Origin of the sequence: Campylobacter sp. CFSAN093241, from assembly GCF_012889595.1 — a bacterium.
Lineage (GTDB): Bacteria > Campylobacterota > Campylobacteria > Campylobacterales > Campylobacteraceae > Campylobacter_D > Campylobacter_D jejuni.
In genome coordinates this window covers 1,160,105-1,175,393 of sequence record NZ_CP040612.1, presented here as the reverse complement: position 1 = coordinate 1,175,393, position 15,289 = coordinate 1,160,105, and the positions used below count along the sequence as shown (strand labels likewise).

Annotated in this window: 15 protein-coding genes and 1 tRNA gene; 7 read left to right on the top strand and 9 right to left on the bottom strand. The window is 29.8% G+C overall.

Annotation, left to right across the window (positions count from 1 at the left end; translation table 11 throughout):
- Positions 1 to 20 precede the first annotated feature (20 nt).
- Genes FBE96_RS06040 through FBE96_RS06020 form a run of 5 tightly spaced genes read right to left on the bottom strand, consistent with a single transcriptional unit; the run spans position 21 to position 3,895 of the window.
- Positions 21 to 641: an HAD family hydrolase gene (locus tag FBE96_RS06040; protein ID WP_002868560.1), complete on the bottom strand. Its 621-nt coding sequence runs from the start codon at positions 639 to 641 to the stop codon at positions 21 to 23.
- Complete coding sequence (locus FBE96_RS06035) at positions 638 to 970, bottom strand: hypothetical protein (RefSeq protein ID WP_002859298.1); 333 nt, start codon at positions 968 to 970, stop codon at positions 638 to 640. The genes FBE96_RS06040 and FBE96_RS06035 overlap by 4 nt, the downstream gene beginning before the upstream one ends.
- A 9-nt stretch (positions 971 to 979) precedes the next feature.
- Positions 980 to 2,605 (bottom strand): cation:proton antiporter, encoded by a 1,626-nt coding sequence (locus tag FBE96_RS06030; protein WP_002859297.1) that lies wholly within the window; start codon positions 2,603 to 2,605, stop codon positions 980 to 982.
- Between the two features lie 6 nt (positions 2,606 to 2,611).
- A complete protein-coding gene (gene hspR, locus FBE96_RS06025; protein ID WP_002853230.1) occupies positions 2,612 to 2,986 on the bottom strand; it encodes a heat shock transcriptional regulator HspR in 375 nt (124 codons plus the stop codon).
- Between the two features lie 15 nt (positions 2,987 to 3,001).
- Positions 3,002 to 3,895 carry a DnaJ family protein gene (locus tag FBE96_RS06020; protein WP_002860449.1) on the bottom strand — a complete coding sequence of 298 codons (894 nt, stop codon included), beginning with the start codon at positions 3,893 to 3,895 and terminating at the stop codon, positions 3,002 to 3,004.
- 199 nt (positions 3,896 to 4,094) lie between these two features.
- Here FBE96_RS06020 and htrA point away from each other — a divergent pair, with 199 nt between their 5' ends.
- The 4 genes from htrA (at position 4,095) to FBE96_RS06000 (ending at position 7,674) form a co-directional block, all read left to right on the top strand.
- On the top strand, positions 4,095 to 5,513 hold the full coding sequence (gene htrA, locus FBE96_RS06015) for a serine protease HtrA (RefSeq protein WP_002873156.1): 1,419 nt from the start codon (positions 4,095 to 4,097) through the stop codon (positions 5,511 to 5,513).
- A gap of 75 nt (positions 5,514 to 5,588) precedes the next feature.
- Positions 5,589 to 6,263, top strand: a complete 675-nt coding sequence (locus FBE96_RS06010; RefSeq protein WP_002853196.1) for a response regulator transcription factor — start codon at positions 5,589 to 5,591, stop codon at positions 6,261 to 6,263.
- Entirely contained in the window at positions 6,260 to 7,507 is a 1,248-nt protein-coding gene (locus FBE96_RS06005) for an ArsS family sensor histidine kinase (protein ID WP_002868562.1), read from the top strand. The genes FBE96_RS06010 and FBE96_RS06005 overlap by 4 nt, the downstream gene beginning before the upstream one ends.
- Before the next feature lie 92 nt (positions 7,508 to 7,599).
- Positions 7,600 to 7,674, top strand: a tRNA-Asn gene (locus FBE96_RS06000).
- Positions 7,675 to 7,764: 90 nt separating this feature from the next.
- Here the strand turns inward: FBE96_RS06000 and FBE96_RS05995 are convergent.
- Together FBE96_RS05995 and FBE96_RS05990 are read right to left on the bottom strand one after the other, a co-directional pair.
- A complete protein-coding gene (locus tag FBE96_RS05995; RefSeq protein ID WP_002853192.1) occupies positions 7,765 to 8,013 on the bottom strand; it encodes a ribbon-helix-helix domain-containing protein in 249 nt (82 codons plus the stop codon).
- A gap of 10 nt (positions 8,014 to 8,023) precedes the next feature.
- Positions 8,024 to 8,623: a bacteriohemerythrin gene (locus FBE96_RS05990; protein WP_002859294.1), complete on the bottom strand. Its 600-nt coding sequence runs from the start codon at positions 8,621 to 8,623 to the stop codon at positions 8,024 to 8,026.
- Positions 8,624 to 8,770: 147 nt separating this feature from the next.
- Here FBE96_RS05990 and dccR point away from each other — a divergent pair, with 147 nt between their 5' ends.
- Entirely contained in the window at positions 8,771 to 9,436 is a 666-nt protein-coding gene (gene dccR / locus FBE96_RS05985) for a two-component system response regulator DccR (protein ID WP_002853205.1), read from the top strand.
- Positions 9,429 to 10,619, top strand: a complete 1,191-nt coding sequence (gene dccS / locus FBE96_RS05980) for a two-component system sensor histidine kinase DccS (RefSeq protein ID WP_002868563.1) — start codon at positions 9,429 to 9,431, stop codon at positions 10,617 to 10,619. The genes dccR and dccS overlap by 8 nt, the downstream gene beginning before the upstream one ends.
- Before the next feature lie 42 nt (positions 10,620 to 10,661).
- Here dccS and groL read toward each other — a convergent pair whose 3' ends face one another.
- Positions 10,662 to 12,299: a chaperonin GroEL gene (groL, locus tag FBE96_RS05975; RefSeq protein ID WP_002858047.1), complete on the bottom strand. Its 1,638-nt coding sequence runs from the start codon at positions 12,297 to 12,299 to the stop codon at positions 10,662 to 10,664.
- Between the two features lie 21 nt (positions 12,300 to 12,320).
- Positions 12,321 to 12,581, bottom strand: a complete 261-nt coding sequence (gene groES / locus FBE96_RS05970) for a co-chaperone GroES (RefSeq protein WP_002825273.1) — start codon at positions 12,579 to 12,581, stop codon at positions 12,321 to 12,323.
- 161 nt (positions 12,582 to 12,742) lie between these two features.
- Here groES and FBE96_RS05965 point away from each other — a divergent pair, with 161 nt between their 5' ends.
- Positions 12,743 to 15,283 (top strand): hypothetical protein, encoded by a 2,541-nt coding sequence (locus FBE96_RS05965; RefSeq protein ID WP_002871672.1) that lies wholly within the window; start codon positions 12,743 to 12,745, stop codon positions 15,281 to 15,283.
- Positions 15,284 to 15,289 lie beyond the last annotated feature (6 nt).

Below are 15,289 nucleotides of genomic sequence, written 5' to 3'. Positions count from 1 at the left end.
CTAAAATTTCATTAAAAAACTTATAAATACTTTTGCAAAAAGTCTTTAAGTTCACTAGAGTTGCTAAATTCATTTTCTTTTAAATTTTTTTGATACCATTTGGCATGAAAATAAGGCAAATTAGCATTTTTAGCACATTCTTTATCTTTTTGACTATCTCCTATAAAAACGCTTGTTTTATATGGAGCCTCGCTTTTTAAAAGCTCTAGCATCATAGGATGAGGTTTGGGTTCTATGCCTAAACTTACGCCTAAAATTTTATCAAAATAAGGAATGATATCGTGTTTTTTAAGTATGTTTGAAAGTGAGCTTTGTGGGGCGTTAGTAGCAATAGCTAAAAAACAATTTTTGCTTTTTAAAAATTCTAAAAGTTCTTTTACTCCTTCAAAAAGCACCACGCTTTGTTCATAGTGCTTGACAAAATATTTTTCATAGCCTTCTTTAAAATTAGAATGATGGAAATTTTCTATATTATAAAGTTCTTTTGCCCAGTCAATATTGGGAGTATTGATGGTTTGCATAATGATTTCTCTTGAAAGTGGGGCTAGATTTAAATCCTGTCTTATTTCATTGACTGCACAAGAAATGGCATTTGCACTATCGATTAAAGTTCCATCCATATCAAAAAATACATTAATCATTCATAATCCTTTAAATAATTTTTATGTTTTTCTTTTTTCCCACCTTGTTTTTTTTGCTTATCTAAAGCATTGGCAAGATTTAAAAGCTCGTTTTTTTCTTTGGAAAAATCTAAACAAGCATTGACAAAAAATTCAAGATTTTTTGCATAGGTTGAGTTAAGATTTACCGCGGGATTTTTTTCAAAAAATTTAGCATTTTTTAACATTCTTTCTTCAAATTTAGTTTTATCAAAATCTTCTTTTTTAAGTGCAGATATAGCGCCATTGAAAAATTTTTCAAGATTTCTTAGGTATTTTACGCGTAAGGCTTTTTCTTCATTTTTTGTCAAAATTCTTCCTTAGGTATTTTTGTGAATGCGGCATTCTAGCGCTTCTTGAACTAAATTTCTAGCGATTACTTTTTCAGAGCGAATGATGCGTATATTTTCATCTATGCTAGAAAAAAGCATCTTTTTTAAAGTTCCATTTACATGAATGATGGTGTCTATAGGTTTTGGATAATTAGCTAGCACTTGACATAAAATTTCAAGTTTAGCTTCATTTGTAACTGTGATAATAGCTACGGCACATTCTTCTATATTGGCAATTTTTAAGGTTTCTTCTTGAGCAGCATTGGCAAAAACGACATTTTCACCTCGACTAACTCCAAGTTCTACTAAATTTAAATCACTTTCTAAAACAAGATAAGGTACGCCTGTGTTTTTGATTTTTTGTACGACTTCTTGTCCTAAGCGTCCGTAGCCAAAAACAACAAGATGATTTTTAAGCTTGATATTGCTGTCAATATTTTGCACAGCGTTGGTATTAAGTGCTATATCTTCTACAACATTGGTAATTTTTCTTATATTGTTTAAAATAAAAGGTGTGATAATCATGGTTAAAATAGAAACAACAATTAAAATTTGTGAAGTTTTGATATCAAGCATATTTTTTGCTTGTAAAAGAGAAAAAATTGCTAGGGCGAATTCGCCAATTTGAGCTATGGCAAAAGCTGTTTTAAGCGCTACTCTTTTTTTGGTGTAAAGAAATAAAAAGCCAAAAACTATGCCAAATTTTAAAGCCATTACAAGAAGGGTTAAAACTATGATTAAAAACCAATTTTGTGCCACTACATCAAGTTGAATTTGCATGCCTACAGTTATGAAAAAAAGCCCTAAAAGCAAATCTCTAAATGGGATCAAGTCCGCTTCTATTTTGTGTTTATATTTTGTTTCTGCTATCAAAGCACCTGCTATAAAAGCACCCAAAGAATAAGAAAATCCAAAATAATTTGCTAAAAAACTTGCTCCAATAACCATAAATAAAACAGTACTAATAAAAATTTCCTGAGAAGAAGTGTGGATAATGAGTCTAAAAATTCTATCCACTAGATATTTACCTATGAAAAATAATAAAGTGATTAAAATAAGTGCTGAAATTAAAGTGGTAAAAAGGAGTTTTTCTATGTTTTGATTGTTGGATGAAAAAATATCTACAAGCAAAAGCAAAGGAATAACGGCTATATCTTGAAAAAGCAAAATTCCCAATGCTTTTCTACCATATTGCTCATTGATATCGCCATTATCATTTAAAATTTTAAGCACCACTGCGGTTGAAGAAAGCGCTAGTGCAAAGCCTACTATAGTAGCGCTTTTATCTCCAAGTCCTAAAATTCCTATAGCAAGTAACATAAAAACAAAGCCACAAGTAAGCATCTGCAAAGAGCCGTTTAAAAAAACTTCTTGTTTCATTGCCATTAAATGCTTAAAAGAAAATTCAAGCCCTATGGTAAACATTAAAAACACTATACCAAATTCGGCTATATGGGTGATTTCGCCTTTGCCACTTAAATGATAAATTTCAGAAATGATTTCTCCAGCAGCTATATATCCAATGATAGTTGGAATTTCAAATTTTTTAAATATGACATTTAAAACTATAGCTATAGCAACGGTGATTAAAAAAATTTCTAAAAAATTATCCATTATTTTTTATTTTTTCTCATAAAAAATCAAATCAAAGCTATTTTTATGCTTAACAACGGCTTTACTAGCCGCTTCTTTATCTTGTTGTTTGCTTAATTCTAAGCGTAGTTCATCAATTAAATTTTCAAATTCGTGAAGTTGGTTTTTCAATTTTAAGATAACATCTACTCCAGCAAGATTGATTCCCATGTCTCTTGTTAAACGCAATATAAGTTTAATACGGTCAATATCTCTTTGAGAATAAAGTCTTATTTTGCCATCGGTTCTACTTGGCTCTATCAATCCTTCTCTTTCGTATTGCCTTAAGGTTTGTGGATGTATGCTTAAAACTTTAGCCACAACACTGATTAAATATACAGGTTCATCATAATGCTGTTCCATATTTTATTCCTTTCTTTAAGGTAATTTTTCTTTTAAGAGTTCTATAAATTTTTCATCAAGGGTATCTAAATTTGGCAAAACAACATTTAAAATCAAATACATATCCCCATAAATATCACTTTTTCTATTTTGCACACCATAACCTTTTAAACGAATTTTTTGGTTATTTTTTGAATTAGGCGTTATGTTAATTGTTGCTTCTTCCTTGCCTTCTTTGAGTGTTTTTATATTTATTTTTCCACCAAAAAGTGCAGTTTTTAAAGAAATATCAACCTTTTGATATAAATCATCATCTTCTCTTGTGTAAATAGGACTTTCTTCTATTTTTACAATAATGATTAAATCTCCTCTAGCTCCATTTCTGCTTTGTTTTCCTTTAGAGCGAATTCTTAGTTTCTCGCCTTCTTTTATACCATGTGGAATTTTAAATTTAATGGTTTCGCCTTGAAAATTAAAACTATGTTCCCCGCCTTTAACAGCTTTTTCGAAAGGAATGTGAAGCTCTAGATTGCTGTCTAAAATTTCTTCTTCAAAACCTCCAAATCCTCCAAAACCACTGCTAAAGCCTTTTGAAGAAAAGCCGTTAAAACCCCCTCTTGAGCGTCCACCAAAGCCTCCTCCAAAGAGATCTTTTAAAATATCGTCCAAATTTACCCCACCAGTATTTCTTGAAAAATCATGAAAACTTTGTCCACCAAACATAGAATCGCCGTATTGGTCATACTGAGCTCGTTTTTTTTCGTCACTTAAAATTTCATAAGCAGCATTAATTTCTTTAAATTTTTCTTCAGCACCTTTTTCTTTGTTGATATCAGGATGATATTTTCTAGCTAGGCGACGGTAAGCTTTTTTTATTTCATCTGCACTAGCGTTTTTGCTAACTCCAAGAGTTTCGTATAAACTATTCATGTTATATTTCCTTAAAAATTTTTACTTGATTATATAGAGGATTAAATTATAACATAAACTTTAGCCTAAGTCAATCAAGTTTTATAAATTTTTATCACTCAAGGTTTTATTTACAATTTTGTAAATTTTCGGTTTTATACTATGAAGACAGTAAAATATTTTACGAGATAATTTATCTTTAAGAACAAAAGGAAATGAAATGAAAAAGATTTTTTTATCATTAAGTTTAGCAAGTGCTTTATTTGCTGCAAGTATTAATTTTAACGAATCGACTGCAACGGCTAATCGTGTGAATCCTGCTGCTGGAAATGCAGTGCTTTCTTATCATGATTCTATTAAAGATGCAAAAAAATCAGTGGTTAATATTTCCACCTCAAAAACTATTACAAGAGCAAATCGTCCAAGCCCTTTGGATGATTTTTTTAATGATCCTTATTTTAAACAATTTTTTGATTTTGATTTTTCTCAAAGAAAAGGAAAAAATGATAAAGAAGTGGTGAGTTCTTTGGGATCAGGGGTGATTATTTCAAAAGATGGTTATATAGTAACAAATAATCACGTTGTAGATGATGCTGATACGATTACAGTGAATTTACCAGGAAGCGACATAGAATATAAAGCAAAACTTATAGGTAAAGATCCAAAAACAGATTTGGCTGTTATAAAAATAGAGGCTAATAATCTTTCAGCTATTACTTTTACAAATTCTGATGATTTAATGGAAGGAGATGTTGTTTTTGCACTTGGAAATCCTTTTGGAGTTGGTTTTAGTGTTACAAGTGGGATAATATCTGCTTTAAATAAAGACAATATAGGTTTAAATCAATATGAAAATTTTATACAAACAGATGCTTCTATCAATCCAGGAAATTCAGGTGGAGCTTTGGTGGATAGTCGCGGATATTTAGTAGGTATTAATTCAGCTATTCTTTCTCGTGGTGGTGGAAATAATGGCATAGGTTTTGCCATACCTTCAAATATGGTTAAAGATATAGCTAAAAAACTTATTGAAAAAGGCAAGATTGATAGAGGATTTTTAGGTGTGACTATTTTAGCTTTGCAAGGTGATACTAAAAAAGCTTACAAAAATCAAGAAGGAGCTTTAATCACTGATGTTCAAAAAGGTTCAAGTGCTGATGAAGCAGGGCTTAAGCGTGGAGATTTAGTTACTAAAGTTAATGATAAGGTTATAAAAAGTCCTATTGATCTTAAAAATTATATAGGAACTTTAGAGATTGGTCAAAAAATTTCATTAAGTTACGAAAGAGATGGAGAAAATAAGCAAGCAAGTTTTATTCTTAAAGGTGAAAAAGAAAATCCTAAAGGCGTACAAAGCGATTTGATTGATGGTTTGAGTTTGAGAAATTTAGATCCAAGACTTAAGGATCGTTTGCAAATTCCAAAAGATGTTAATGGTGTTTTGGTTGATAGTGTTAAAGAAAAGAGCAAAGGAAAAAATTCTGGTTTCCAAGAGGGTGATATTATCATAGGTGTTGGACAAAGTGAAATTAAAAATTTAAAAGATTTAGAACAAGCTTTAAAACAAGTTAATAAAAAAGAATTTACCAAAGTTTGGGTATATCGCAATGGTTTTGCGACTTTGCTTCTGCTTAAATAAAAATAACGGAAGGATTTTCCTTTCGTTATAAATTTTAGTTTAAAATTAAAATTAAGTTTAAAATAAAGGAAAACTATGACAAATATTCTTATGATAGAAGATGATTTAGAATTAGCAGAAATTACAGCTGAATATTTGGAAAAATTTGATATGAAAGTTGATATAGCTCATGAACCTTATATAGGTCTTTCTAAGCTTGCATTAAAAGAATATCAGCTTATCATTTTAGACCTTTCTTTGCCAGGGCTTGATGGGCTTGAAGTGTGTGAAGAGATTCGTAAAAAGTATGATACGCCTATTATTGTTTCAAGCGCAAGACATGATATTACAGATAAGGTTAATGCTTTAGAGCTTGGAGCAGATGATTACCTACCAAAACCTTATAATCCAAAAGAATTACAAGCACGTATTAAAAGTCATTTAAGACGTATTTCAAATACAAAAAGCGCCATAGCAAAAAGTGTAAAAGATCTTGTTTATGATCAATATAAGCATATTATTACCATGAAAGGACAAGAGCTTACTTTAACTAATGCTGAATTTGATATTTTAAGCTATTTGATTAAAAAAGAGGGTGGAGTGGTAAGTCGTGAAGAGCTTGTTTATAATTGTTCTTCTATTAGTGAGGATTCTAGTAATAAAAGTATAGATGTTATTATCAGTAGAATTCGTCAAAAGATGGGAGATGATCCAAAAACTCCAAAATATATTCACTCTATACGTGGAATAGGTTATAAGCTTACTCAATGAATAAATCTTCGATTTTTTATACTATAACTTTTATTTTTATTTTTGCTGGGGTTAGTGTTGTACTTGGCTTTTTGTGGCTTATAGAATATGATCAGCAAAATTATACTAGAGAATTAAATACAAAATATTCTTTGATAGCTAATGCAAGGCTCTTAAATTTTGCAGGAGTTATCAGTGAAAAAGAATTTGAAGAGCAGACAAAAAATTATAATAAAATGGATGAGATAACAGAAGCAAAGCAGATCCGTAAAATTCTTTTTAGAGGTGATGTTTTAGCTAGGGTTGAGGTTAACAATGGCTTAATCGAGATTATTTCTTATAATAGACAGGTGTATTTAAATATTATTTATGATGGAAAGGTTTATCTTTATAAGGATCAAGATTATCAAACCTATAGGTATTTTATTATCAAAGCTATAGCTGTAGCTGTGATTTGTATTCTTGTATTGCTTTATATTTATATATTTAAAAAATTAAAACCACTTAAAAGACTTAAAAAACAAATTGATAAATTTGCCCAAGGAAAGCTTGGTGATATAGAAGATGTAAGCACTGGGGTGGATGAAATTTCACAAGTAAGTGAAGCTTTTTATCAAGCTATTGTTCAAATTCGAAAGTTAAACCAATCTCGTCAGTTTTTTTTAAGAAATATTATGCATGAACTCAAAACTCCTATTACTAAAGGGCTCTTAACTTTAGAAATGATAGAAGATAATAAATATAAAGAGCGCTTAAATGGGGTTTTTACTAGACTTGAAATTTTAATTAATGAATTTGCTGCTATTGAGCAAATTACTTCAGGGGCTGCTTTTATAAATAGAAAAAAATACAATATTTTAGATGTTTTAGATGAAGCCAAAGAAATTGCAATGCGAGATGATAGCAATATACGTATTTTTATGGAAGAAAGTTTTTTTGTAAATGTGGATTTTAAACTTTTTACTACGGCGATTAAAAATATGATAGATAATGGTATTAAACATTCTGAAGATGGGTTTGTGCAAATTGATATTATAGATGATTATATTTGTTTTAAAAATCGTGGTCCTGAGCTTAACAATACTTTAGAATACTATACTCAAGCTTTTACTCAAGGATCAAAACAAAAATCAAGTTTTGGATTAGGGCTTTATATTGTAAATACTATTTTAGAAACACATGGAATGAAGCTTGATTATTTATATGAAGATGGGGTAAATTTGTTTTATTTTAGAAATTTAAAAAGTGTTATTGTTAAGGAGTAAATTAATTTTTTTACATAAAAAATGCATTTTTGTGAAAAAACCCTTGACAAAGTTTTTTAATTTCACTATAATCACATTTTACTTTTAAATATTCCGGATTAGCTCAGCGGTAGAGTAGTCGGCTGTTAACCGATTGGTCGTAGGTTCGAATCCTACATCCGGAGCCACTTTTTTAACTCCATTTTTAATATTCATAAATGTATTTTAATATAAAAAATTAATAAGTCTTTATCACAAAAAAATTGTGATAAAGTTTTTTATTTTGTTTGTTTAAGATTTTTGACAATTTTATCTATTTTTTTACTTGCCTTTTGATAATCCCCATCTTTAAGTTCTTCTAGGGCATTAACAGCAAAAGAAAAATCTTCAACTTCATTAAGATAAGCCTCTATGGCTTCTTTTACTATGGTTGATTTTGGTTTAGAAAGATTTTTACTTAAATTATCCAAACGCTCCTTAAGCTCTAAAGGCATTCTAAAAGAATAAGTTTTTACATTGCGTTTCATTTTATCCTCCTTAAGAATATTTTTTGTAAAATTTTATAGCTTGTTTACAAGTTTTACAAGTAAATTTATGACCTTGTAATTCTATTTTTTGATGAATGCTATAAGGAACATCGTGAATTTTACCAGGACAATTACAGGTATAAAGATAAAATTGTGGATGCTCATTATCTTCATCTTCTGCTGCTTCAAAGCTAACATCGCCACCATCATCTGTAGACAAAGAAGAACTTCTCCATTTTTCAACTTTCATGTCTTCATATAGTATGTGTTCTAAAAGCCACTTTTTAGCCACTATATAAAGTTTTTCTTTAAGATCATTGGTTGATTTGATATCTTTGATTAAATTAATCATGGTTTGGATGATTTCTTTATGTATTTTTCGATGTTCTTCTAAATTTGGATAGCCTATTAGCTGCATGTATTTTTCTTCATCATTAAAGTGATCTTTCATATAATTAAAAAATTCAGCCAAAAGTTCTTTGACTTCATTTTTACTTACAGATCTATCTGATACAACTTCAACTTTTGCAGCAAGTTTAAAAAGCTTTTTATGCTGCTCATCAATTTTAGCATTGTGCACACTATAGCTGTTATCCCATTTTGGAAGCATTTTAACTCCTTAAGGAAAAATTTATTTGTATGAAAGGATTATAGATAAAAATAAATTAAATAAAAATGAAATTTTATTAAATAATTGATAAGAATTTTGATACAATGATATATATTTAAGAGATTTGAAGTTAGAAAGATTTAAATTATGGCTGCTAAAATTTTACTTTTAGAAGATGATTTGAGCTTGAGTGAGATCATTGAAGAGTTTTTAAACGATGAGGGATATGAAGTATTTTTATGCGATAATGCGCAAGAAGCTTTAGATATGGCTTATGAAAGATATTTTGATCTTTGGATTTTAGATGTAAAAGTTCCTTTAGGAGATGGATTTTCATTACTTAAAGAATTAAGAAAAAGCGGAAAGCAAACTCCAGCAATTTTCATGACTTCTTTAAACACAACAAACGATTTAAAACAAGGCTTTGACGCAGGTTGTGATGATTATATAAAAAAACCTTTTGAACTTGCCGAGTTATCTATCAGGGTTAAAGCTTTGCTTAAAAGAGCTTTTTCACATAAAAATGAAGATTTTGAAGATTTAGGAGATGGATTTAGATTTGAATTTACTACACAAATTCTTTACCATAATAATAAAGCCTTGACTTTACCGAGTAAAGAAATTAAGCTTTTGTCTTTATTACTTAAAAATAAAAACAACTTTTTAAGTACAGAGAGAATTTTTGAAGAACTCTGGGATTATGATGAGGAGCCTAGTGAGCTAAGTTTAAGGGCTTATGTGAAAAATTTACGTAAAATTTTAGGAAAAGAAAAAATTATAAATCAAAGAGGCAGGGGATATTGCTATGGCTAAAAAAGTCATTAGGCAAATTTTATTAATCTACCTAACAACTACAGGTATTTTTTTAACTATTTTTTTTGCATTATGGTATCAAAAATTATATGAAGAATTAGTTGTTTTAAAGGGTGCCACTTTGAGAGAAAATCATAGAAACATTGTTATAAGCATCTTAAATTCTCGTTTTACCCCTATAGATATAAGTGCAAAAAATATTGCTCAAAGCACAGCACTAAAATTTGCTATATTTGATGTTAAAAAGATTGTTTTTAGTAATATAGATTTTGATTTAAGAAAGGCAAAGATAGAGCTTAAAGGTAGAGGTATTTGTGATAATAAGGTTTTTTTCCTTGCCCCTATGAGTGCAGATCATTATTTTTTAAGACATGCTAGCAATGAAGAAGTAAATACTAACGATGGTTTGCAAATTTTAATACAGGGTGAAGATGTTGGCAAAGATCTTTTTTGGATTAGAACGAAAGTTTTTGGTTTTGCTATTATGGCTTTTTGCATATTGGGTTTAATATCTTATATTTTAGTAAAAATTGCTCTAAAGCCTTTGGAGGATAAAATCAGCACACTAAATCGTTTTATTAAAGATTCAACTCATGAACTCAATACCCCATTAAGTGTTATTTTGATGAGTATAGAACAACTTGAGCATCAAAATTTAGGAGATAATGCTAAATTTACAAGGATTAAGCTTGCTGCAAAAAGTTTGTCTCAAGTGTATTCTGATCTTGTTTTTTATAATTTCCCTAATACCTTAGAAACAGAAAAACAAAAATTTGATTTAAGAATACTACTTGAAGAAAGATTGGAATATTTTAAAGTATTTTTTGAGCAAAAAAAAATTACACTAAAGCTTGATTTAAATCAAGCAAATATTTTTGCTCCTAAAAGTCAAATTTCTAAATTGATTGATAATCTTATAAGCAATGCTATTAAATACAATAAAAAAGGTGGAGTAATTTCTATAATTTTGAAAGCCAATTTTTTAAGTATTGCGGATACAGGTTGTGGAATTTCAAAGTCAAATTTAAATCATATTTTTGATAGATATACAAGATTTAATACCGATCAAGGAGGATTTGGTATAGGGCTTTCTTTGGTAAAAAAAGTTTGTGATGATAATGATATTAAGATTATTTGCGAATCTGTAGAAAATCAAGGGAGTGTTTTTAAATTAAATTGGTAATCAGCAAGGAAAATCCTTGCTGATAAGAGGTTAGAGCAGATATTACATCATTCCGCCCATGCCACCCATTCCTCCCATACCGCTCATATCTGGCATAGTAGGTTTATCTTCTTTAATTTCACTAATTGTTGCTTCTGTGGTTAAAAGCATACTAGCTACAGAAACTGCATTGAGTAAAGCTACTCTTTCTACTTTAACAGGATCGATAATTCCACTTTCAAGCATATTAACATATTCACCTTTTGCAGCATCAAATCCTGTGTTTTCATCTTTAGCATTTTCTACGCTATTTACAACCACACCTGCATCAAATCCTGCATTTTCAGCAATTTGTCTTAAAGGTGCTCTTAAAGCTCTTTCAACGATAGCTGCGCCAATTGCTTCATCACCCTGTAGATCAAGTTTGATTTTAGCTTTTGCTTTGATAAGCGCTGCACCACCACCGATTACTATACCTTCTTCAACTGCTGCTTTAGTAGCGCTTAAAGCATCGTCAACGCGATCTTTTTTCTCTTTCATTTCAGTTTCAGTTGCTGCACCTACTTTAATAACTGCAACACCACCACTTAATTTTGCAAGTCTTTCTTGTAATTTTTCTCTGTCATAATCTGAAGTTGTTTCAGCAATTTGTGCTTTGATTTGATTGACTCTCGCATCAATATTTGCTTTTTCGCCTGCACCATTTACTATGGTTGTATTGTCTTTATCGATGATTACACTAGAAGCTTGTCCAAGATCTTGTATAGTCGCACTTTCAAGAGTTCTTCCAAGTTCTTCAGAAATCACTTCTCCACCTGTTAAAATCGCTATATCTTCAAGCATAGCTTTTCTTCTATCGCCAAAACCTGGAGCTTTCACTGCTGAAATATTAAGAACACCGCGAAGTTTATTTACAACCAAAGTTGCAAGCGCTTCACCTTCAATATCTTCAGCGATAATTAAAAGTGGTTTGCCTGTTTTTTGAATTTGTTCTAAAACCGGTAATAAATCTTTTAAATTTGTAATTTTTTTATCAAAAAGCAGGATATAAGGGCTTGAAAGCTCTACTGTCATTTTTTCTGCATTAGTGATAAAATAAGGGCTTAAATAACCTCTGTCAAATTGCATACCTTCAACTACATTTAATTCATCATTGATTGATTTTGCCTCTTCAACAGTGATAACACCATCTTTGCCCACTTTTTCCATAGCATCAGCGATTAAATTTCCGATTTTTTCATCAGAGTTGGCTGAGATTGTAGCAACTTGTGCAATTTCTTTTTTATCTTTTACTTCGCGAGAAAGTTTTTTAAGTTCTGCTACTATAGCTTCGCAAGCTTTATCCATACCGCGTTTTACCTCGATAGGATTTGCACCTGCTGTGATATTTCTTAAACCTTCTTTGAAAATTGCATGAGCTAAAACCGTTGCAGTAGTTGTTCCATCGCCTGCTTGATCAGCTGTTTTACTCGCTACTTCTCTTACGAGTGAAGCACCCATATTTTCAAGACTATCTTTAAGCTCTACTTCTTTAGCAACACTTACGCCATCTTTAGTAATGCTTGGAGCACCAAAGCTTTTTTGGATTAAAACATTGCGTCCTCTTGGCCCCATAGTTACTTTTACCGCGTCATTAAGTTTTTTAACGCCCTCATAAAGTTTATTTCTTGCTTCATCTGAAAAAATAATTTCTTTTGCCATTTTTTATCCTTATTTTATAAATTATTTTAAAATTCCTAAGATATCATCTAAATTTAAAACTAAATATTCATTATTATCAAGTTTAATTTCTGTTCCACCGTATTTAGCAAACACGATTTTATCACCATTTGCAATATCAGTGATTTCTTTACTTACTGCTACTACTTCACCCATTAAAGGCTTTTCTTTAGCATTATCTGGTATAATTATGCCTGAGGCTGTTGTTTTAGTTTCTTCTACGCGTTTGACTAGAACACGCTTTCCTAAAGGTTGAAAATTCATTTTTGTCCATCCTTAAAAATATTGATTTTAGCACTCTTTTATTTAGAGTGATAATATCATACTATAAAAAATGAATTTTGTCAATACTTTAAATTAAAATATTTATAAAAGTTTAGTTTTATAGACTAAAGTTATTTTATAAAATAAACTAAAGGATAAAAATGAAAAAGATTTTTTATGGAGTTATAGCTTTTGTTGTTGTGCTTTTGATTGCTATTTATACCATACTTTTCACAAGTTTTGGTAATAATATAGTGGCAAATATAGCGCAAAAAAAGATCAAAGAAAGTGCGGGATTAGATGTAAATATCACGCATTTTAATTTACGTTTTTCAAGCCTTGAATTGCAAGCAAATATCGCAAATATGGCAGATTTTAATCTTAAGGGAGCTTTGAGTCCTTTTAAGCTTGGATTTGATCTTGACTATCTTATTTCTTTAAATCAAAATTATGCTAAAAATTTAGGTTTAAATTTAAATCAAAACCTTTCTTTTGGCGGTAAGATTCAAGGTAAAGCAAGTGATTTTACTTTAGATGGAAAGGGTTATTTACTAGGTTCAAATGTACTTTTAAATGCAAGAATGTATAATTACAGCCCTATTGCTTTAAATTTAGATGCGCAAAATCTTAAGATAGAAGAAATACTTCATCTTTTATCTTACCCTAGTTACGCTAAAGGTTTTTTAAATGCTCAAGCAAAAATTTCAGCACAGAATTTAAAACCTGATGGAAATATCATCATAAAACTTGATACAAGTTATATAAACTATGAGGCGATAAAAAAAGATGTTTCTTTAGACTTGCCTTTAAATTCTAATCCTAAAGCAGAAATTTTGGCCAATGTTAAAGAAGATAAGATTTATGCTGTAAGTAAAATTTACAATGATTATCTTAACTTACAAACCCAAAAAACTCTTTATGATATTAGCAAGAATGCTTTAAGTACTGATTTTAATTTAAGTATTCCTTCTCTTGTAAAGCTTGAAAAACTTACAAAAACTAGACTAAATGGTAGTTTGGATGTGATAGGTCAAACAAGTGTTGTAAATAATGCCTTATCAAGTTTAAATGCTCAAGTTATCGGACTTGGTGGAGAGGTAAAGGCAAGTTTGAAAAATAATAAAATTTTTGCAGATATTAATGAAGCAAGTTTGGAAAAATTATTAGCTCTTGCAGGATACGGAGCTTTGGTTTCTGGAAATTTAAATGCTAAACTTCTAAATGCAGATTTGGATTTTTCTAATTTTGATCTTGAAGCAAAAATAAACAATGCAAAGATTAACACCAATGAGCTTAAAAAAATAGCTAAAATAGAACTTCCAAATGCAATTTTTAGTTTTGATGCTAAAGCAAATGCAAAAAATAGTAATATTTCTTACAATGCTTTACTTGCTTCAAATTTGCTTAATATCAAAAAACTTCAAGGAACTTATAATTTAAAAAATAGTGAGTTAAATACAGATTTAAATGCTTTTATTGATGACTTGTCTCAGTTTAGTGCTATAGCAGGACAAAAATTACAAGGTAAGGCAGATCTTACTGCAAAAGCTCATATTATAGGCACTCAAGTACAAAATTTAAATGCAAATGCAAATTTGGCAGATGGTGTAATCAAGGCTGATTCAAATGGTAAAAAACTTGATTTAAACATTGATAAACTTGATTTATCTAAACTTTTTGTTATAACAGGTATGCCAAATTATGCCAGTGGGATTGTTAATGCAAAAGTTAATTTAGATAATATCGATTTTAACAATCTTAATGGTAAAGCAAATTTAGAAGCTAAGGGTATTTTAAATGCTGCAACTTTAAGTAAAATTTTAAATAAAAATTTTCCAAACAATACAAGTTATGATTTAAATACCAAAATTAATTTTAAAAACAATATCGCTCAATTTGATTCTGTTTTAAATTCATCTTTAGCTGATCTTACAAAACTACAAGGAAGTTTTGATATAAGTAAGATGCTTTTAAATTCGGATTTTAATTTAAAGATAAATGATTTTTCAAAACTAGGCTTTTTGTTAGATAGAAAACTTAAAGGTAAGGCAGAATTTAATGGAAAGGTAGGTTTTGATAAGAGTTTAAATTTTGTTGTAAATAGTCCAAATTTATTTGAAGGAAAACTTCAAAGCACATTTAAAGATAACCTTTTACTTGCTGATTTAAACGGAGTGGATTTAAGTAGTCTAGCTCAGGGTTTGGATTTTATGGATATTTATCAAGGTAAGGCGGACATGAAGGCAAATTACAATCTTTTAAGCGAAGAAGGCGAGGTTAATTTGGATATGAAAGAGGGTAAATTAAAACCAAATCTTATTACCAATGCTTTAAAAATTTTAACACTAAAAGATATTACCAATGATGTTTATCGCACTGCTAATGCTAAAGCTTTGATTAAAAAAGAAAATATCAAGCTTAATCTTAATATGCAAGCAGATCGTTCTTATATTTTAGTACAATCAGGAGCTTTAAATTCTAAAAGCGGGGCTTTAAATTTGCCTTTTGATATTAAACTCGATAGAGCTAATTTTAAAGGAAGTATTACAGGAACTACGGAAAATCCTAAAGTAAATTTAAATGCAGGAAGCGTGTTAAATTCTATTAAAAATGTAGTGGGTGGCGGTGTGAGTGACGGTGCTAAAAGTACTGGCGATAAAGTTGATAAAGCGGTGAATAAATTATTAAATAAGATTTTTTAAGGTAAA